Source organism: Aeromicrobium sp. HA (assembly GCF_027171405.1).
GTDB lineage: Bacteria > Actinomycetota > Actinomycetes > Propionibacteriales > Nocardioidaceae > Aeromicrobium > Aeromicrobium tamlense.
Window position 1 is genome coordinate 658,471 of the sequence record NZ_CP114372.1, and the last position, 16,256, is coordinate 674,726.

The following is a 16,256-nucleotide window of genomic DNA, read 5'->3' on the forward strand; positions in this document are numbered from 1 at the left end:
CAGTCGCGAGTCTAAGGGAGTGTGGTGCAGGCCATTTCGTCGCCCCAGCGAGGTTAACGCCTGTTAACCTTCGGTCATGGACTTCGAACTGTCACGCGAGCACGAGGACTTCCGTCGCGTCGTCCGGGACTTCGCCGCCGAGCGGATCGCTCCCCACGTCGCGCAGTGGGACAAGGACCACCACTTCCCGGTCGACGTCGTGCGCGCGATGGGCGACCTCGGCCTGTTCGGCCTGACAGCGCCCGAGGAGTACGGCGGCTCCGACGCCGACTTCACCAGCCTGTGCCTGGCGATCGAGGAGCTCGGCCGGGTGGACCAGTCGATCGGCATCACCCTCGAGGCCGGCGTCGGCCTGGGCATCAACCCGATCCAGACCTTCGGCACGACCGAGCAGAAGGAGCGGTGGCTGCCCGACCTCGTCGCCGGCCGCGCGCTCGCCGGCTTCGGCCTCACCGAGCCCGGGGCCGGGTCGGACGCCGGCGCCACCGCGACGAAGGCCGTGCTCGACGGCGACACGTGGGTCGTCGACGGCGCGAAGCAGTTCATCACGAACTCCGGCAGCGAGATCACCTCGCTCGTCACGGTCACGGCCCGCACGGGCACCCGCGAGGACGGCCGTCCGGAGATCTCGGCGATCGTCGTGCCGGCGGGCACGCCCGGGTTCGTGGCCGAGGCCGGCTACGACAAGCTCGGCTGGCACATCAGCGACACCCACGCGCTCAGCTTCAGCGGCGTGCGCGTGCCGGCCGACCACCTCCTCGGCGACCGAGGCCGCGGCTACGCGCAGTTCCTCGCGACGCTCGACGACGGTCGCGTCGCGATCGCGGCCCTCGCGGTGGGCCTCATCGAGGCGTGCCTCGAGCAGTGCGTGCGGTACGCGGGGGAGAGGCAGACGTTCGGCGGGCCCATCGGCCGCAAGCAGGGCGTGGCGTTCCAGATCGCCGACCTCAAGGTGATGGCGGACGCGTCGCGCGCGCTGACCTACCAGGCCGCGGCGATGAAGGACGCGGGCATCACCGGCCAGCGCTTCAAGCAGGCGGCGTCGGTGGCGAAGCTCTACAGCTCGGAGGCCGCCGTCACGGCGACCCGCGTGGCCACTCAGGTGTTCGGCGGCTACGGCTTCATGGAGGAGTACCCCGTGGCCCGGTTCTACCGGGACGCGAAGATCCTCGAGATCGGCGAGGGCACGAGCGAGGTGCAGCGCATGCTCATCGCACGCTCGCTCGGCCTGCCGGTGGAGTAGGGACCGTCAGAGGGCGGTCATCGAGCGGCACGGCAGCGGCACGTGCTTGGCGCCGGAGCCGAAGTCGACCTGGACCGACGAGGACCCCTGGACGCTGACTACGCGGCCGAGTCCGAACGAGTCGTGGGAGACGCGGGCGCCCGCCTCGTAGACCTCGTCGACGACGACCGGCTTGGGCGCGAACGGGCTGCTTGCGAGGTGGCGTCGAGGACGCTGTGACGTAGCCATGATGTCTCCATGGTCCCACGTCGACCATGACCTGTGGGCCACTTGACCGTCCCACGCCCGGTCGGCGGCCCGTCGTGGATAGGGTGGGGCGCTCTGTCTCGTGCCGTCTCGGGAGGTCTCGCGGTGTTCATGGTGTTCGTGCTGGTGGTCCTGGTCGTGGGATTCGTGGTGTCGTTGCTGGTGCGTCGCCAGTTGCGGTCGTCCGGGAGGTCCGCGGCTCCCGCCACGTTGACCGCGCTCGGCCTCGGGCTGCTGGCGCTCGTCGTGGCGTTCGTGTCGATGACCGCGATCGTCCCGACTCGTGAGATCGGCGTCGTCACCTCGTTCGGCCGCCCGGTCGACGTCCTGTCGAACGGCCTGCACCTCAAGGCGCCGTGGGAGAAGGTCAACAAGCTCGACGGGACGATCCAGACCGACAACTTCACCGGTCAGGACCACGCGATCGACGTGCGCATCGGCAACGGGTCCACGGCCGGGGTCGACGCGACGATCCGGTGGCGCATCAAGCTCGACGCAGGCAAGGAGCTCTACCAGGACTACCGACAGATGGAGAACATCCGCGACTCGCTCGTCACGCGTGAGCTCAAGGCCGCGCTGAACGAGGTGCTCGGCGACTACGACCCGCTGGCCTCGGTCAAGCAGGGGACGTCGGCCGACGGCACCACGACCTCGGCCGGCGTGGACCTCAACGCGTTCTCCCAGCTCGTGCAGGAGGCGCTCGCGAAGCGCGTCGGCGACGACGTCGAGGTCAAGTCCGTGATCCTGCCGATCGTGCGCTTCGACCAGCAGACGCAGGAGAAGATCAACGCCTACCAGGCCGAGGTCGCCAACACGCGCATCGCCGAGCAGCGCGAGGCGACCGCGAAGGCGCAGGCCCAGGCCAACAAGAACCTGGCCGGCTCGGTCTCGCGCGATCCCAACGTGCTCGTCTCGAAGTGCCTCGACACGCTCGAGGAGATGGTCAAGGCCGGCCAGGAGGTGCCGATCGGCTTCTCCTGCTGGCCGGGATCCACCGGCACCTCGGTGGTCCTGCCGCAGGCCGGGAGGGCCGCCGCGAGCGACGACCGCTGATCAGCGGCGGCGACGCGCGACCAGCACGACCGCCGCGGCGAGCACGCCGAGGGCGACCGCTCCGCCGACGACCCACCCGATGATCGAGCCCGACTCGTCGGACGCCGTGTCCGGTGCGTCGTCCGCTCCGTCCGCGGGCTCGTCGTCGGCTGCCGTCACGGGCGAGTCGACGAGTCGCGAGCCGGCCTCCGGCGCGGTGAGGCCGTCGACCTCGGCGTAGGTGGGCGCCACGTCGCCGAGCACGTTCTCGCGGCCGAGGGTCAGCGTGTACGGAAGATTCGTCTCGTCGCCGCGGAGCTTGAGGCTCACCAGGACGTAGTGCATCCCGGCGAGCGACGCCCCCTGGCGGCGAGGGTCGTTCTGCGCGCGGTTGGCCGGGTGCAGCGGCCACGACATCGCGCCGGTGCGGAACGCGACGTTCTCCCGCAGGTTCGCCCACGGGTCGCGCGTCCAGTCGCCGGGCCACTTGGCGTACTGGCTGATCGTGACGTCGCGGCGCAGCGGATTGATGACCGTGACCTCCAGGCCGCTGCCGATGCTGGCTGCCTCGCGGACCTCGTCGGTGAGCTGGGCGTCGACCTGCGCACGGACCTGCTCGCCCCAGTCGACGGGGACGGCCAGGACCTGGGTCTCACCCGCACTGATGTCGAGCTGGTACGTGCCGGGTCCGACCTCGGGGGCGTTGGCGATGCTCGTGCCGGGGACGGCCTCGGTGGGGGTGCCGGGGGTCGGTGCCTTCCAGCCGGGCTCGTCGCCGGCGGTCCCCGCGGCCAGGTCGGACGTGATGGGCGGCTCCTCGTAGACCGACAGCTCGATCGGGCGGCCCTCGAGGTTGCCGACGGTGCGGTCGACCTGGAGGCCGAGCTCCTCGTCCGTGCGGCACTGCGACTCCGGGTCCTTGACCCAGCTCGCGACGCCGCCGTAGTAGACCGGAGCCCGGCTGGCCATGTCGAGGCCGTAGGTGGTGGACGCTGCGCACATGAGTCCGGCGATGCGCTGGACGCGCAGCGTGGCGGCGGCGCCGAGGTCGCCGCTGATGCCGCGGATCACCGCGCCGACGTGGAGGGTCGAGTCCGGGGCCGTGCGCGCGAGGCGGTAGTGCGCCGCGCCGTCGGCCGCGATCGTGTCGGTGTACTGGCCGCGCTCGAGCAGCGGCGCGCCGTCCTCGCCGGGCGTCCCCTGTACGGGCGTGCCGGTGAGGTCGAAGGGGCGTGCCGCCCGCACGGAGGAGACGCGCAGGCTGTCGGTCAGGCTCTCGGCATCGTCGGCGTCGTAGTACGTGCCGTTGCCCTCGTCCGCGACGCACTGAAGCGTCTTCTTGGCCCTGCCGGAGACGTCGAAGCCCACGACGTCGATGCGGATGTCGATCCCGTTCGCGGCGATCTCGCGAGCGACCACGCACGGGTCGGGGTCGCACGTGGGCTCCCCGTCCGAGACCAGCACGATCGTGCGCTGGCCGGTGTCGCCGAGGTCCTTCGCCGCCTCGCGGAGCGCATGGCTCGTGGGCGTCCAGCCGACGGGCTCGTAGTCGGCCACGGCCCGGCGCAGGTCGTCGCGGTTGTCGGTGCCGAGGTCGACGATGCGCTCGGAGTCGGTGCACGCCGCCGGGTCGTCCTCGGCGACGTCGCTGGCACCGTACACGCGAAAGCCCACCCGCTGCTCGTCCGGCAGGCCGTCGATCACTGCCTCGAGGCCATCCTTCGCGGCCTGGATCCGTGTGGTCCCGCCGCCGGTGCGCTCGGCCATCGAGCCCGAGGCGTCCATGACGAGCATCATCGCGGTGTCGGCCGCGGGCTCCTCGGCAGTGGAGGGCCAGCTGAGGGCCGTGATGGCGAGCAGGACGGAGCCGGCGCAGGCGACGATCTTGATCAACGTTCTCTCCCCGAGACGAGCGGCGTGACGCCGCCATCGTGCCATGCTCAGCGCCAGAGGTCGGTCCACTCCACTCCGAGGTCCCGGGCCATCTCGCGGACCGCGGGAACGCTGACGCCGACCACGTTGTGGTGGTCGCCCTCGATCCGGGTCACGAACGCCGCGCCGAGGCCGTCGATCGTGAAGGCGCCGGCGACGTGCAGCGGCTCGCCGGTGGCGACGTAGGCCTCGATCTCCTCGTCGGTGACGTGCGCGAAGTGCACGCGCGTGGCGGCGTGACGCACGACCTCGTCGTCGCCCAGGCGCAGGCAGTGCCCGGTGTGCAGGACACCCACGTTGCCGCGCATCTCGTACCAGCGGCGCCGGGCGACCTCGGGGTCGTGGGGCTTGCCGAGGACTCGCCCGTCGAACTCCAGCACCGAGTCGCAGCCGAGCACGAGGGCGTCGGGGTGGTCGGGCGCGACGGCCCGGCACTTCAGGCGCGCGAGCTCGGTGGACAGCTCGGCCGGGGTGGTGGCGGCGATGCCGTCCTCGTCCACGCCCGACACGACGACCTCGGGGTCGATGCCGGCCCGCTGCAGCGTGCTGAGTCGGGCGGGGGACTGCGAGGCCAGGACGAATCTCATCGGTCCTCCGGGTCGAGGGCGGGCACGGCGCCGTGGGTGGCGACCTCGGCGCTCAGGTCGGGGTGGGCCAGCACCTCGTCGATCAGTCGCTGCGACCCGCCGACGCACAGCCACGTGGGGTCGACGTCGGCGGCGACGAACCAGGCGCGATCGGCGGGCCACGTCAGCGAGGCGGGCGGCAGGGTGCGCTCGACGTCGGTGCCGTACGGGCGCGCGCCCCAGTCGCCCACGTCCGAGGCGGGGCCGCGGAACAGCAGGTAGGAGCGCTCGCCCTCGAGGTCGATCTTCGGGGCGTCGAGGACGTCGTCGTCGAACGCGGGCCTGATGCGCGGCGGGGTGGGGCGGAACCACAGGTCGCGCAGCCAGTTGCCGCGCAGGGTCGTGTAGGCGCGGCCGGCGTCGGTCAGCTCGCCCCAGCCGTCCCAGAGGCCGAAGAAGACGTCGTCCGGGGTGCGCGTGTGCCGTGCGGCGATCTCGACGACGATCGCCATGATCGCGTCGTCGCTGCGGTAGGTCTCGGACTCGCCGTCGTCGTACGGGACGGTCGCGTAGGCCTCGAACCCCGGAGGGCCCTGCATGGCGAGGATCGGCCAGCCCTCGGCCGCACCGGTGAACCAGTCGGCGTGCGACACGTCGGGCTCGGGGCGCAGGGTCATGCCTCGATCGTTCCACACGTGCCCGGAGAACACGTTTCCCGTCAGTCGTGCGTCAGAAGGCGGAGGCGCGCCACTGGCCGGGGCCGAAGCGGTGCGGCGTGCGGTGCTGGCGCGTGGGGTGGCCCCACTGGCTGCGCGGCCTCGGCTTCGAGTCGGCAGCCGCGGCGGCCGCGGCGGCGTTGCGCGCGGCGACGACCGCGACGAGCGCCGCCAGCTCCTCGGCGGTCGGGTCGCCCTTGACCACCCGGAGCACGGGCTTGCTCTCCGGGGTCTCGGTGGTCTCGTCCACGGCGTCGCTCACAGCGGGATGTTCCCGTGCTTCTTGGGCGGCAGCGTCTCGCGCTTGGTCGCCAGCAGGCGCAGCGCCTTGACGATCTCGGCGCGGGTCTGGCTGGGCTTGATGACGCCGTCGATGTAGCCACGCTCGGCCGCCACGTACGGGTTGCAGAGCGTGTCCTCGTACTCGGTCATCAGGTCCGCGCGCAGCGCCTCGGGATCGTCGGCCGCGGCGATCTCGCGGCGGTACAGGATGTTGACCGCACCCGACGCGCCGACGACGGCGATCTGGCCGGTGGGCCACGACAGGTTGATGTCGGCGCCGAGGTGCTTGGAGCCCATGACGTCGTAGGCGCCGCCGTAGGCCTTGCGCGTGATGATCGTGACGAGCGGGACGGTGGCCTCGGCGTACGCGTAGATCAGCTTCGCGCCGCGGCGGATGATGCCGTTCCACTCCTGGTCGGTGCCGGGCAGGAAGCCGGGCACGTCGACGAAGGTCAGGACCGGGATGTTGAACGCGTCGCACGTGCGCACGAAGCGCGCGGCCTTCTCGGACGCGTCGATGTCCAGGCAGCCGGCGAACTGCATCGGCTGGTTGGCCACGACGCCGACGCTCTTGCCCTCCACGCGGCCGAAGCCGATGACCAGGTTCGGCGCGAAGAGCGCCTGGACCTCGAGGAACTCCTGGTCGTCCAGCACGGTCTCGATGACGGTGCGGATGTCGTAGGGCTGGTTCGCCGAGTCGGGGATGAGCGTGTCGAGCGCGACGTCGAGGTCGGTCGGCTCGAGGTCGACGACCTCGGGGAACGCCTCGGGCTCCTCCATGTTGTTCTGCGGCATGTAGGAGATGAGCGCCTTGACGTACTCGAGCGCGTCGTCCTCGTCGGAGGCCAGGTAGTGCGAGTTGCCGCTCTTGGTGTTGTGCGTGCGACCGCCGCCCAGCTCCTCCATCGTGACGTCCTCGCCGGTGACCGTCTTGATGATGTCGGGTCCGGTGATGAACATGCCCGAGGTGCCGTCGACCATGACCGTGAAGTCGGTGACCGCGGGGGAGTAGACGTGACCGCCGGCGCAGTTGCCCATGATGAGCGAGATCTGCGGGATGACGCCCGAGGCGTGCACGTTGCGGCGGAAGATCTCGCCGTACAGGCCGAGCGAGACGACGCCCTCCTGAATGCGCGCGCCGGCGCCCTCGTTGATGCCGATGATGGGGCAGCCGGACTTGATCGCCAGGTCCATGACCTTGGTGATCTTCTCGCCGTAGACCTCGCCGAGGCTGCCGCCGAAGATGCTGAAGTCCTGGCTGAAGACGCACACCTGGCGGCCGTCGATCGTGCCGTAGCCGGTGATGACGCCGTCGCCGAGCGGACGGTTCTTGTCCAGGCCGAACGACGTGGCGCGGTGGCGGGCCAGCGCGTCGAGCTCGACGAACGAACCCTCGTCGAGCAGCTGCTCGATCCGCTCACGGGCGCTCTTGCGGTCGCGGGCATGCTGCTTCTCGGCGGCACGCTCGGCCACCTCCACGGTCGCCTCGTGGTGACGGCGTTCGTAGTCGGCCAGCTTGCCGGCGGTGGTGTGGAGCTCGGGGTGCTCCTCCAGCGGGGTGTCGGGCAGGGCGTCGGTCATGGCGAACACCCTAACCGGCAGTGATCCGAGCCTCATCAAGGGACTGGGCGCACCGTCGACTGTGCGAGGGTGGGCCCGTGCAGCAGCCCCACCTGGCCCCCCTCGACCGCGACCGCCTGCGAGCCGACGCCGTCGGGTTCGAGGTCCACGTCACCGACGAGACCGCCAGCACGAACGCCGACCTCGCGCAGGCCGCTCACGACGGCGCGCCCGAGTGGACCGTGCACACCACCGACCACCAGGCCGCGGGCCGGGGTCGTCTCGACCGCACCTTCACGATGCCGCGGTCCACGGGCATCGCCGTCTCGGTGCTGGTCCGTCCCACCGAGGTGCCGCCGACGCGCTGGCCGTGGCTGCCGCTCGTCACGGGCCTGGCCGTCGTCGACACCGTGCGCGAGCTGGGCGTCGACGCCGCGCTCAAGTGGCCCAACGACGTCCTCGTCGAGGACCGTCTCAAGCTCTGCGGGATCCTCGTCGAGCGCGTCGAGACCTCGATCGGCGCGGCGGCGGTGGTGGGAGTCGGCCTCAACGTCGGCCTCTCCGCCGAGGACCTGCCGGTGGAGCGGGCGACCTCGCTGCTGCTGGAGGGCGCGAGCACCACCGACCGCACCGAGATCCTTCCGGTGCTGCTGCGCCGCCTGCGCGAGCGGCTCGAGCTCTGGCGCGACCCCGCGAGCGCCGCCGAGCTGGCCGACGCCTACGCGGCCACCTGCTCCACGATCGGGCGGCAGGTGCGGATCGAGCGCGCCGACGGCTCCGACGTGGTGGGCGAGGCGACCGGGATCGACGCGTCGGGCTGCCTCGTCGTCGACGGCGTGCCGTGGTCGGCCGGTGACGTGACGCACCTGCGCCCGGCGTGATCCCCGCCGTCGGTCCGTCGTGGGATCATGGCGGCATGCTGTCCGAGAAGCTGCTGCTCGACGACGAGGTGGTCGAGGCCGAGACCCGCACCCACCTCAAGGTGCTGATCGTGCCCTTCCTCGTCGGCCTGGCGATCATGCTGGTCGGCGGGTACTTCGCCGGTGCGGTCGGCGACTCGGGCGGAGGCACTCCGCGACTGGCCGGGATCGTCGTCCTGGCGGTGCTGTTCGTCTGGGGCACGCTGCTGCCGTTCCTGCGCTGGCTCACCTGGACCTACACCCTCACGAACCGGCGCCTGATCGAGCAGAAGGGCATCCTGACGCGCAGCGGCCGGATCATCCCGCTCGCCCGCATCAACGACGTCGCCTACGAGAAGGGCCTGATCGACCGGGTCCTGCGCTGCGGCACGCTGATCATCCACGACGCCAGCCAGCAGGCCGGCCTGCAGCTGCACGACATCCCCCACATCGAGGACTTCCACCGCCGCATCTCGCGGCTCGTGCTGGCCTCCCACGCACCCGAGGCGCGCCGCGATGAGCAGTCCTGACGACCAGCAGCTGGTCGACGTCATCCTCGCCGAGCAGCTGCACTACACGAACGCCGAGACGGCCGAGCGGGGCGGACTCACCCCCGAGCAGGCCGCCCGTCTGTGGCGCAACCTCGGCTTCCCGGATCCGGGCGAGGAGATGGCGTTCGGCGACGCCGACGTCTCCGCGGTCGCGATCGTGGCGACCGCGATGGAGCACGAGATCCTCGACGAGGAGACCGTCTTCCGTCTCACCCGCGCGCTGGGCCAGACGATGTCGCGCCTGGCCGACTGGCAGGTGACGATCCTCGTCGACCAGCTGGAGGCCGACATCGTGCGGGGCAAGTCGCAGAGCCGCGCCGAGGCCGCCCTCGAGCTCGCGCAGAGCTCGGTGCCCGGCTTCGAGCGCCTCATGGTGCACGTCTGGCGCCGCCACCTGGCCGCCGCCGCGGCGCGCCTCACGGCTCTCGGCGAGAACGACCAGGCGCTGCTGACCACCGACATGACCGTCGGGTTCGCCGACATGACGCGCTTCACCGCGCTGTCGAACCGCCTCGACGAGACCGCCCTGGCGTCGGTGGTCGAGGAGTTCGAGACGCGCTGCGGCGATCTCATCACGGCGGCCGGCGCGCGCGTCATCAAGACGCTCGGCGACGCGATGCTCTTCGTGCACCACGACCCGGTGCACACCACGCGGATCTCGCTCGACATCATCACGACGATCGGCGCCCGGCCGAAGCTGCCCGACGTCCGGGTCGGTCTGGCCACGGGGTCGGTGCTGAGCCGGCTCGGCGACGTGTTCGGCCCTCCGGTGAACCTCGCCGCGCGGCTCTCGCAGGTGGCGCGCGCCAACCGCGTGCTCGTCGACCAGTCCACCGCCGACGCGCTCGGCGACAGGTTCGAGACCCGGGCGCTGCCGCCGCGCCCGATCAAGGGCTTCGGCACCCTCTCGCCGATCACCGTCACCGAGCGTCGCTCCTTCCGCGCCCGCTGAGCGACCTCCGCCGCGGTCCCGGGCCGGTTCGCTCTAGGCTGGCGCCGTGACGCACGAAGCTCCCGCCCCTGACGTCGCCGTGATCGGCGGAGGCCAGCTGGCGCGGATGATGCAGCCCCCGGCGATCGCGCTCGGCCTGCGGCTGGCGCTGCTGGCCGAGGGTCCCGACGTCTCCGCCGCCCAGGTGATCGGTGCCCACCGCGTGGGCTCGCACACCGACCTCGACGACCTCCGTGCCGCGGTCGGCGACGCCCCCGTGGTGACGTTCGACCACGAGCACGTGCCGCCGGAGCACCTGCGCACCCTCGCCGCCGAGGGCCACGAGTGCCGTCCCGGACCCGACGCGCTGATCCACGCGCAGGACAAGCTGGTCATGCGTCGCCGTCTCACCGAGCTGGGCGTCCCGTGCCCGCGCTGGGCCGAGGTGGGCGAGCCTTCCGACGTCGTCACGTTCGGGTTCCCGGCGATCGTCAAGACCGCGCGCGGCGGCTACGACGGCAAGGGGGTCTGGAAGGCCGAGTCCGAGGCCGACCTCGAGGAGCCGTTCCGCGCCGAGGGCGAGCTGCTGGTGGAGGAGCTCGTGCCGTTCCGCCGCGAGCTGTCGGCGCAGGTCGCCCGCAGCGCGACCGGCGAGATGGTCGACTACCCGGTCGTGGAGTCGCGCCAGGTCAACGGTGTCTGCTCCGAGGTGATCGCGCCGGCCCCGAATCTCGACCCCGCCCTCGAGGCGCGGGCCCGCGGCATCGCCCGCACGGTCGCCGAGGAGCTCGGCGTGGTCGGCATGCTGGCCGTCGAGCTGTTCGAGACCGACGACGACCGCGTGCTCGTCAACGAGCTCGCGATGCGCCCGCACAACACGGGTCACTGGTCGATCGACGGCGCCGTGACGAGTCAGTTCGAGAACCACCTGCGCGCCGTCACCGGCCTGCCGCTCGGCTCGACGACCCCGCGCCAGCCGTGGGCGGTCATGGTCAACATCCTCGGCGGCGCCGTGGAGGACCTCGAGGCCAAGCGCGCGGTCGCCCTCGCGGCCGAGCCCGACGTGAAGGTCCACCTCTACGGCAAGGCGGTGAAGCCCGGCCGCAAGGTCGGCCACGTCACCGCCGTGGGCGACGACCTCGAAGACGTGCTCCGCCGGGCCCGGCGCAGCGCGAGCCTGCTGACGGACGGAGTCGAAGGATGAGCGAGAGCGCACGCGTCGGGATCGTGATGGGGTCCGACTCGGACTGGCCCACGATGGAGGCCGCCGCGCAGGCCGTGGCCGAGTTCGGCATCGCGTACGAGGCCGACGTCGTCTCGGCGCACCGGATGCCCGACGAGATGCTCGAGTACGGACGCCGCGCCCACGAGCGCGGCATCGAGGTCATCATCGCCGGCGCCGGCGGTGCCGCCCACCTGCCCGGCATGCTCGCCGCGGTCACGCCGCTGCCGGTCATCGGCGTGCCCGTGCCGCTGAAGTACCTCGACGGGATGGACTCGCTGCTCTCGATCGTGCAGATGCCGGCCGGCGTGCCGGTGGCCACGGTCGCGATCGGCAACGCCCGCAACGCCGGTCTGCTGGCCGTGCGGATCCTCGCCGCCGGCGACCCCGCCCTCACGCGGACCATGGTCGACTTCCAGGCCACCCTCGCCGACGCCGCCCGCGCCAAGGGCGCCGTGGTCCGCGGTGAGTGACGGTTTCCCCGCTTAACCGGGGAAACCGTCACTTCGCGAGGTTCGCAAACCTCGTGAAGTGACGGGAAACCTCGTCCAGTCGCAGGAGTAGCGTCCGAGACATGGACATCATCCTGGTTCCCGGATTCTGGCTGGACGCCTCGTCGTGGGACGAGGTCACGCCGCTGATCGTCGAGGCCGGACACCGCGTGCACCCGCTGACGCTGCCCGGCCTCGAGTCGCGCGACGCGCCCCGCGCGGACATCGGGCTGCGCGACCACGTCGAGTTCGTGGCGGCGCGGGTCGACGCGCTCGATGGTGACGTCGTGCTGGTCGGGCACTCCGGTGGTGGTGCGGTCATCCACGGCGTCGCCGACCTGCGCCCCGACCGGATCGCGCGCGCGATCTACGTCGACTCGGGTCCGCAGCCCGAGGGCGAGCCGATCAACGACGAGCTGCCGCCCGACGGCGACGAGATTCCGCTGCCGCCGTGGGACACGTTCACCGAGATGGACCTCGTCGACATGGACGAGACGATCCGGGCCGACTTCGAGGCGCGGGCCGTGCCGCAGCCGATCCGCGTCGCGACCGACGGAATCTCCTACGCCGATGATCGCCGCCTCGACGTGCCGGCGACGATCATCTGCTGCGAGTTCCCGTCCCAGGTGCTGCGCGACGCGATCGAGGCCGGCGATGCGTGGGCCGCCGAGGTCGGCCGGCTGCGCGAGGTCGAGTACGTCGACCTGCCCACCGGGCACTGGCCGCAGTACACGAAGCCGCGTGAGCTGGCCCGGCTGATCGTCGAGGCGCTCGAGCGTCACTGACGCCGCCGGGTGTCTGCGGCGGGTCACCCCGGGAGGGGCGCGGCAGCCCGCGGCGTAGAATGCGCGGAGTTCCTACCTTTTCAACCCCCGGGAGTTCGAGCGTGTCCGATTTCTTCGCGTTGTCCGAGGAGCATCAGGCGATCCGCGAGGCGGTGCGCGCCGTGGCCGAGGCGAAGATCGCCCCGCACGCCGCCGCCGTGGACGAGGAGGCGCGCTTCCCGAGCGAGGCGAACCAGGCGCTCATCGCGGCCGACTTCCACGCGCCGCACGTGCCCGAGCAGTACGGGGGAGCCGGCGCCGACGCGCTCGCCACCGTGCTGGTGATCGAGGAGGTCGCCCGCGTGTGCGTCTCCAGCTCGCTCATCCCCGCGGTCAACAAGCTCGGCTCGCTGCCGGTGCAGATCGGCGGCGGCGAGGAGATCAAGGCGAAGTACCTGGGCAAGCTCGCGCGCGGCGAGGGCGGCTTCAGCTACTGCCTCTCCGAGCCCGAGGCCGGCTCCGACGCCGCCAACCAGCGGACCACTGCCAAGCGCGACGGTGACGACTGGGTCATCAACGGCACGAAGCGCTGGATCACCAACGCGGGCGAGTCGGAGTACTACACCGTCCTGACGCAGACCGACTTCGAGAAGCGCACGAAGGGCATCACCGCGTTCGTCGTGGAGAAGTCCGACGAGGGCGTCTCGTTCGGCGCGCCGGAGAAGAAGCTCGGCATCAAGGGCTCGCCGACGCGCGAGGTCTACTTCGACAACGTGCGCATCCCGGGCGACCGCATCATCGGCGACGTCGGCGAGGGCTTCGCGATCGCGATGAAGACCCTCGACCACACCCGCGTCACCATCGCCGCGCAGGCGGTCGGCGTGGCGCAGGGCGCCCTCGACTACGCGCTGGGCTACGTCCAGGAGCGCAAGCAGTTCGGCAAGCCCGTCTCGGACTTCCAGGGCCTGCAGTTCATGATCGCCGACATGGGCATGAAGATCGAGGCCGCGCGCCAGCTCACCTACGCGGCCGCCGGTCGCTCCGAGCGCGGCGACAAGGACCTCACGTTCTTCGGCGCCGCCGCGAAGGCCTTCGCGTCCGACGTCGCGATGCAGGTGACCACCGACGCCGTGCAGCTGCTCGGCGGCTACGGCTTCACCCGCGACTACCCGGTCGAGCGGATGATGCGCGACGCCAAGATCACCCAGATCTACGAGGGCACGAACCAGGTCCAGCGGATCGTCATGGCGCGCCAGCTGCTCGCCGGCATCCAGTCCACCCTCTGATCCACTCGCGGCCCTCAGGGTGATCTCGGGGTCGTCCAAGGGTGTTGCTACCGGGAGTGGTTTGAGAGTCTGGTGCAATGGCCCTCCCGCGGCGGTCCGAGGTCGTCGTTCGCTTGCGCGACGGGATCCTGCCTGCGGTGTTCGAGCTGACGCTGCTGGCGCTCGTCTACGTGCTGTACCGCGTCGGTCGTCTGGTGACGATCGACGCGGAGCAGACCGCGTACGCGAACGCCGCCGCGGTGCGCGGGCTCGAGCGCGCCCTGCGGCTGTCGCACGAGGCCTTCATCCAGGACCTCGTCCCGTCGGTCGACCTGCTGCAGGCAGCCAACGTCTACTACGTCGGGGTGCACTTCCCGGCCACGGTGGCGTTCCTCGTGTGGGGATTCGTCCGGCGCCCCCGGGCCGAGTACCGCTGGGCGCGGAACCTCATCATCATCCAGACGACCTGCGCGGTGATGCTGCACATGGCGTTCCCGCTGGCCCCGCCGCGCATGTTCCCGCAGTGGGGGTTCGTCGACTCGATGACCGAGTACGGCCCTTCGGCGTATGACGGCGCGAGCGGTGCGGTGGCCAACCAGTACGCCGCCATGCCGAGCCTGCACGTGGGCTGGGCGGTGCTGATCGCCGTCGTGGTGGTGCGGACCGCGAACGGCCTGGTGCGCCGGCTGGCGGTCTGGCACGCGGCGATCACGATCGTGGTCGTCACCGTCACGGCGAACCACTGGTTCATGGACGGGATCGTCGCCTGCGCGATCCTGCTCGTCGCGATGCGCCTCTTCCCGGCGCCGGGAGTCTCACGGATCCCGCAGCTGCAGCGACTCACCTGACGTCTCCACACCCGGGGGAATGGGTGCTTGACGCGTCCCCTGAAGCACAATAAGTTGTGCGTCAGTTCGTTCGTCACGGGCCTCGCCCATCACCGAATCGGGGGATTCATGCACATCGTCACACGGGCCTTCGCGGTCCTGGCCACCTCGGCCGCGCTCACACTCTCGGCCCTGCCACCGACACAGGCCGGCACGCCGCGCGCCACCTTCGGCGACCGCCTCGGCGAGCTCGCCCAGGTCGAGTCGGCCGTCCCGCTGAGCGCCTCGCCGACGGGCGCCGTCAGGAAGGGAGCCGTGCCGATCGAGACGGTCGGAGGCGCCTCGCTCGCACTCGACCTGCCGGCGAGGGGTGTCACCGCGAAGAAGGCCGACGGGCGGTACCACCTGCCGGGGCGCAAGGGAGCGTCGCTCGCCGTCACGCCGACCAGCACCGGCACGCAGGTGCTGGTCGGGATCGACTCGGCGGAGGCCCCGGCCACCTACGACTTCGGGCTCCGTGGCGACGTCTCCCCGCGGCCGGCGCCCGACGGAGGAGTCGACCTCGTCGGACCGGACGGGGCCGTCGTCGCCCAGGTCGAGGCGCCGTGGGCCGTCGACGCGGCCGGGCGCCAGGTGCCCACCCGCTACGAGCTGAGGGGGAGCACGATCCGCCAGGTCGTCGACCACCGCGCCCGCGGCGTCGCCTATCCCGTCGTCGCCGACCCGAAGGTGAAGTTCTGCGACCTGGGCACGGCCGTGTGCGTGAAGCTGAGCAAGAAGGAGACCAAGAAGGTGCACGACGCGATGTTCGTCTCGCTCGGGGCGGGGGTGAGCACGCTGTGCGGACTGATCCCTGCGAAGAACCCGGCAGGGGTCGCGGTGAAAGCGGTCTGCGCCGCCGCCGTGAGCGCCTACTTCTACAAGCTGCGAGGGGTGTTCAAGGAGGCCAAGAAGGCGGGAAGGTGCGTCGAGCTGAAGTTCAGGATCGTCGCGGTGGCGGTCGTGGGTGGGAAGGTCGTCAAGTGTTGAGCCGGATCGATCTCGTGGCATATCTCGTCCTCGCGGTGGCGCTCGTCGCGATGGTCCTTCTCCTCAGCGATCGCGGTGTGTTCGCCTGGGCTCTGGCCGGTGCCTGCTTCGTCGGGGTGCTCGCGGGCGATCTGACTCTGCGCGCGATCCGCCGCCGGTCCCGCCGTTGACGGAGGAGCCGATGTGGAAAACGCTGCTGCTGGTGGTGGCTGCCGGGCCTACGGTGCGAGTCCGAGTAGACGTGGGAAGGGAGAAGTGCTGATGAGGACACCTGTCGCGCTGGTCGCCGCGCTTGGCCTCTACTGGATGGGTCTCAACCAAGGCGCGGAGGCGCCTGGCGGGATCGTCCGCGACTTCTGGACCCTGGCCGTCGTCCTGACGGTGGCAGCCGTGGCATGGGAGCTCGTCGCACGCCGATGGCGCGCCCGAAGCGCGACCCCGCCCGCGACATGAGCAGCCGATCCGTCGGCGGGGCGATCGCTTGGGAGGCGCTGTCGATCGGTACGTGCGGGGCAGCGGTCGTCATCGCCTCCTGGGCGGTGAGCGGAGAGCCCGACTGGGTCGCGGGCGGCATCGTCGCGGTGGGATTCCTGGCCATCGACCTGGTCCGATCGCTCAGGTCGCGCCAGCGGTCGCGGGGTTGATCCACGCAGGAGGGTGCTCGCGGCGGGTGGGCGCCGGGGAGGCGGCACCCACCCGC

Annotated in this window: 19 protein-coding genes; 13 read left to right on the plus strand and 6 right to left on the minus strand. The window is 71.3% G+C overall.

The window, feature by feature from the left end; all coding sequences use genetic code 11:
- The first annotated feature begins 76 nt into the window (after positions 1–76).
- Positions 77–1,243, plus strand: coding sequence for an acyl-CoA dehydrogenase family protein (locus O3S82_RS03190; protein WP_179426202.1), 1,167 nt, complete (start codon positions 77–79; stop codon positions 1,241–1,243).
- 6 nt (positions 1,244–1,249) lie between these two features.
- On the opposite strand, the gene O3S82_RS03195 is transcribed toward O3S82_RS03190, so the two are convergent.
- A complete protein-coding gene (locus tag O3S82_RS03195; RefSeq protein ID WP_179426200.1) occupies positions 1,250–1,471 on the minus strand; it encodes a hypothetical protein in 222 nt (73 codons plus the stop codon).
- Positions 1,472–1,600: 129 nt separating this feature from the next.
- On the opposite strand from O3S82_RS03195, the gene O3S82_RS03200 reads away from it, so the two are divergent.
- A complete protein-coding gene (locus O3S82_RS03200) occupies positions 1,601–2,542 on the plus strand; it encodes an SPFH domain-containing protein (RefSeq protein ID WP_269307022.1) in 942 nt (313 codons plus the stop codon).
- Here the strand turns inward: O3S82_RS03200 and O3S82_RS03205 are convergent, their stop codons facing one another.
- Genes O3S82_RS03205 through O3S82_RS03225 form a run of 5 tightly spaced genes read right to left on the minus strand, consistent with a single transcriptional unit; the run spans position 2,543 to position 7,598 of the window.
- Positions 2,543–4,414, minus strand: coding sequence for a vWA domain-containing protein (locus O3S82_RS03205; RefSeq protein WP_269305471.1), 1,872 nt, complete (start codon positions 4,412–4,414; stop codon positions 2,543–2,545).
- Positions 4,415–4,461: 47 nt separating this feature from the next.
- The gene (locus O3S82_RS03210; RefSeq protein WP_179426194.1) at positions 4,462–5,040 is read right to left on the minus strand and encodes a Maf family protein; all 579 of its coding nucleotides are present in this window, start codon (positions 5,038–5,040) and stop codon (positions 4,462–4,464) included.
- Positions 5,037–5,696: a hypothetical protein gene (locus O3S82_RS03215; protein WP_269305472.1), complete on the minus strand. Its 660-nt coding sequence runs from the start codon at positions 5,694–5,696 to the stop codon at positions 5,037–5,039. The genes O3S82_RS03210 and O3S82_RS03215 overlap by 4 nt, the downstream gene beginning before the upstream one ends.
- 52 nt (positions 5,697–5,748) lie before the next feature.
- Positions 5,749–5,997 carry an acyl-CoA carboxylase subunit epsilon gene (locus O3S82_RS03220; RefSeq protein ID WP_218845867.1) on the minus strand — a complete coding sequence of 83 codons (249 nt, stop codon included), beginning with the start codon at positions 5,995–5,997 and terminating at the stop codon, positions 5,749–5,751.
- The gene (locus O3S82_RS03225; RefSeq protein WP_269305473.1) at positions 5,994–7,598 is read right to left on the minus strand and encodes an acyl-CoA carboxylase subunit beta; all 1,605 of its coding nucleotides are present in this window, start codon (positions 7,596–7,598) and stop codon (positions 5,994–5,996) included. Before O3S82_RS03225 ends, O3S82_RS03220 begins: the two co-directional genes overlap by 4 nt.
- Before the next feature lie 77 nt (positions 7,599–7,675).
- Here O3S82_RS03225 and O3S82_RS03230 point away from each other — a divergent pair, with 77 nt between their 5' ends.
- The 11 genes from O3S82_RS03230 to O3S82_RS03280 all read left to right on the plus strand — a co-directional run bounded on the left by O3S82_RS03230 (position 7,676) and on the right by O3S82_RS03280 (position 16,200).
- Entirely contained in the window at positions 7,676–8,458 is a 783-nt protein-coding gene (locus tag O3S82_RS03230; RefSeq protein ID WP_269305476.1) for a biotin--[acetyl-CoA-carboxylase] ligase, read from the plus strand.
- Positions 8,459–8,493: 35 nt separating this feature from the next.
- Positions 8,494–9,006, plus strand: coding sequence for a PH domain-containing protein (locus O3S82_RS03235; protein ID WP_179426188.1), 513 nt, complete (start codon positions 8,494–8,496; stop codon positions 9,004–9,006).
- Positions 8,993–9,979 (plus strand): adenylate/guanylate cyclase domain-containing protein, encoded by a 987-nt coding sequence (locus tag O3S82_RS03240; RefSeq protein ID WP_179426186.1) that lies wholly within the window; start codon positions 8,993–8,995, stop codon positions 9,977–9,979. Before O3S82_RS03235 ends, O3S82_RS03240 begins: the two co-directional genes overlap by 14 nt.
- Before the next feature lie 46 nt (positions 9,980–10,025).
- Positions 10,026–11,162, plus strand: a complete 1,137-nt coding sequence (locus tag O3S82_RS03245) for a 5-(carboxyamino)imidazole ribonucleotide synthase (RefSeq protein ID WP_269305478.1) — start codon at positions 10,026–10,028, stop codon at positions 11,160–11,162.
- Entirely contained in the window at positions 11,159–11,653 is a 495-nt protein-coding gene (gene purE, locus O3S82_RS03250) for a 5-(carboxyamino)imidazole ribonucleotide mutase (protein WP_269305480.1), read from the plus strand. The genes O3S82_RS03245 and purE overlap by 4 nt, the downstream gene beginning before the upstream one ends.
- Before the next feature lie 101 nt (positions 11,654–11,754).
- The gene (locus O3S82_RS03255) at positions 11,755–12,456 is read left to right on the plus strand and encodes an alpha/beta fold hydrolase (RefSeq protein ID WP_269305482.1); all 702 of its coding nucleotides are present in this window, start codon (positions 11,755–11,757) and stop codon (positions 12,454–12,456) included.
- Between the two features lie 59 nt (positions 12,457–12,515).
- The gene (locus O3S82_RS03260; RefSeq protein WP_269305484.1) at positions 12,516–13,721 is read left to right on the plus strand and encodes an acyl-CoA dehydrogenase family protein; all 1,206 of its coding nucleotides are present in this window, start codon (positions 12,516–12,518) and stop codon (positions 13,719–13,721) included.
- Positions 13,722–13,798: 77 nt separating this feature from the next.
- The gene (locus O3S82_RS03265) at positions 13,799–14,548 is read left to right on the plus strand and encodes a phosphatase PAP2 family protein (RefSeq protein ID WP_269305486.1); all 750 of its coding nucleotides are present in this window, start codon (positions 13,799–13,801) and stop codon (positions 14,546–14,548) included.
- Between the two features lie 108 nt (positions 14,549–14,656).
- The gene (locus O3S82_RS03270) at positions 14,657–15,556 is read left to right on the plus strand and encodes a hypothetical protein (protein ID WP_269305488.1); all 900 of its coding nucleotides are present in this window, start codon (positions 14,657–14,659) and stop codon (positions 15,554–15,556) included.
- Complete coding sequence (locus tag O3S82_RS03275; RefSeq protein ID WP_269305490.1) at positions 15,550–15,726, plus strand: hypothetical protein; 177 nt, start codon at positions 15,550–15,552, stop codon at positions 15,724–15,726. The genes O3S82_RS03270 and O3S82_RS03275 overlap by 7 nt, the downstream gene beginning before the upstream one ends.
- 225 nt (positions 15,727–15,951) lie before the next feature.
- Positions 15,952–16,200 (plus strand): hypothetical protein, encoded by a 249-nt coding sequence (locus tag O3S82_RS03280; RefSeq protein WP_269305492.1) that lies wholly within the window; start codon positions 15,952–15,954, stop codon positions 16,198–16,200.
- Positions 16,201–16,256: the final 56 nt, after the last annotated feature.

What these genes read in the sequence shown, in the direction of transcription:
- O3S82_RS03190 (WP_179426202.1), top strand. Translation starts at nt 77, where the DNA reads ATGGACTTCGAACTGTCACGCGAGCACGAGGACTTCCGTCGCGTCGTC.
- O3S82_RS03195 (WP_179426200.1), bottom strand. Translation starts at nt 1,471, where the DNA reads ATGGCTACGTCACAGCGTCCTCGACGCCACCTCGCAAGCAGCCCGTTC.
- O3S82_RS03200 (WP_269307022.1), top strand. Translation starts at nt 1,601, where the DNA reads ATGGTGTTCGTGCTGGTGGTCCTGGTCGTGGGATTCGTGGTGTCGTTG.
- O3S82_RS03210 (WP_179426194.1), bottom strand. Translation starts at nt 5,040, where the DNA reads ATGAGATTCGTCCTGGCCTCGCAGTCCCCCGCCCGACTCAGCACGCTG.
- O3S82_RS03215 (WP_269305472.1), bottom strand. Translation starts at nt 5,696, where the DNA reads ATGACCCTGCGCCCCGAGCCCGACGTGTCGCACGCCGACTGGTTCACC.
- O3S82_RS03225 (WP_269305473.1), bottom strand. Translation starts at nt 7,598, where the DNA reads ATGACCGACGCCCTGCCCGACACCCCGCTGGAGGAGCACCCCGAGCTC.
- O3S82_RS03235 (WP_179426188.1), top strand. Translation starts at nt 8,494, where the DNA reads ATGCTGTCCGAGAAGCTGCTGCTCGACGACGAGGTGGTCGAGGCCGAG.
- O3S82_RS03240 (WP_179426186.1), top strand. Translation starts at nt 8,993, where the DNA reads ATGAGCAGTCCTGACGACCAGCAGCTGGTCGACGTCATCCTCGCCGAG.
- purE (WP_269305480.1), top strand. Translation starts at nt 11,159, where the DNA reads ATGAGCGAGAGCGCACGCGTCGGGATCGTGATGGGGTCCGACTCGGAC.
- O3S82_RS03255 (WP_269305482.1), top strand. Translation starts at nt 11,755, where the DNA reads ATGGACATCATCCTGGTTCCCGGATTCTGGCTGGACGCCTCGTCGTGG.
- O3S82_RS03260 (WP_269305484.1), top strand. Translation starts at nt 12,516, where the DNA reads ATGCGCGGAGTTCCTACCTTTTCAACCCCCGGGAGTTCGAGCGTGTCC.
- O3S82_RS03265 (WP_269305486.1), top strand. Translation starts at nt 13,799, where the DNA reads ATGGCCCTCCCGCGGCGGTCCGAGGTCGTCGTTCGCTTGCGCGACGGG.
- O3S82_RS03270 (WP_269305488.1), top strand. Translation starts at nt 14,657, where the DNA reads ATGCACATCGTCACACGGGCCTTCGCGGTCCTGGCCACCTCGGCCGCG.
- O3S82_RS03280 (WP_269305492.1), top strand. Translation starts at nt 15,952, where the DNA reads ATGGGAGCTCGTCGCACGCCGATGGCGCGCCCGAAGCGCGACCCCGCC.